The sequence below is a fragment of the Tritonibacter sp. SIMBA_163 genome (assembly GCF_046535935.1).
Classification (GTDB): domain Bacteria; phylum Pseudomonadota; class Alphaproteobacteria; order Rhodobacterales; family Rhodobacteraceae; genus Epibacterium; species Epibacterium scottomollicae.
This window is the reverse complement of the sequence record NZ_JAWJBP010000417.1, coordinates 1-274: the sequence shown is the minus strand read 5'-3', so window position 1 is coordinate 274 and position 274 is coordinate 1. Positions and strand designations below refer to the sequence as shown.

1 protein-coding gene is annotated in these 274 nt (G+C 61.7%); it reads left to right on the top strand.

What is annotated here, in order from left to right; all coding sequences use genetic code 11:
* On the top strand, window positions 1–274 hold a 274-nt coding region (locus R0J92_RS22960; protein ID WP_411053367.1), incomplete at both ends, for a glutamate--tRNA ligase family protein.

The following is a 274-nucleotide window of genomic DNA, read 5'->3' as shown; positions in this document are numbered from 1 at the left end:
CGGCAGGGCGGTCGAAAAGCTGAAGCAGGCCGGGTTGCTTTATGCCTGCTACGAAACGGCGGATGAGCTGGAGCGCCGTCGTAAGCTTCGCCTCGCGCGTCGCTTGCCACCCGTTTATGGCCGCGAGGGCTTGAAGCTCACGGACGAAGAGAAAGCAGCCTTCCAAGCGGAGGGGCGCAAGCCCCATTGGCGTTTCCTGCTGCCAAATTTCGATGCCGATCCTTTTAACACCAGGCGTACTGAGGTGCATTGGGACGATCTGGTCCGCGGCCCG